The sequence below is a fragment of the Psychroflexus curvus genome, from assembly GCF_020164585.1.
GTDB classification, from domain to species: domain Bacteria; phylum Bacteroidota; class Bacteroidia; order Flavobacteriales; family Flavobacteriaceae; genus Psychroflexus; species Psychroflexus curvus.
In genome coordinates this window covers 1-255 of sequence record NZ_JAIQZF010000033.1, presented here as the reverse complement: position 1 = coordinate 255, position 255 = coordinate 1, and the positions used below count along the sequence as shown (strand labels likewise).

Sequence of the window (255 nt, the reverse complement as noted above, 5' to 3'; positions counted from 1 at the left end):
CTGCCGTAACAGTTCTGGTTTGGGCTGTTTCACGTTCGCTCGCCGCTACTAGCAAAATCACTATTGTTTTCTCTTCCTCCGGCTAATTAGATGTTTCAGTTCACCGGGTTCGCTCCCGCCAATGGCGAGTACTATACCTTCAGTATAGTGGGTTGCCCCATTCGGAAATCTGCGGATCAACTCATATGTGCTAATCCCCGCAGCTTATCGCAGCTTGTCACGTCCTTCATCGCCTCTGAGAGCCTAGGCATTCCC

The 255-nt window shown here is 51.0% G+C and carries 1 rRNA gene; it reads right to left on the bottom strand.

Annotated features, from left to right (window positions below):
* Positions 1 to 255, bottom strand: a 23S ribosomal RNA gene (locus tag LB450_RS13650); the annotation flags it as partial.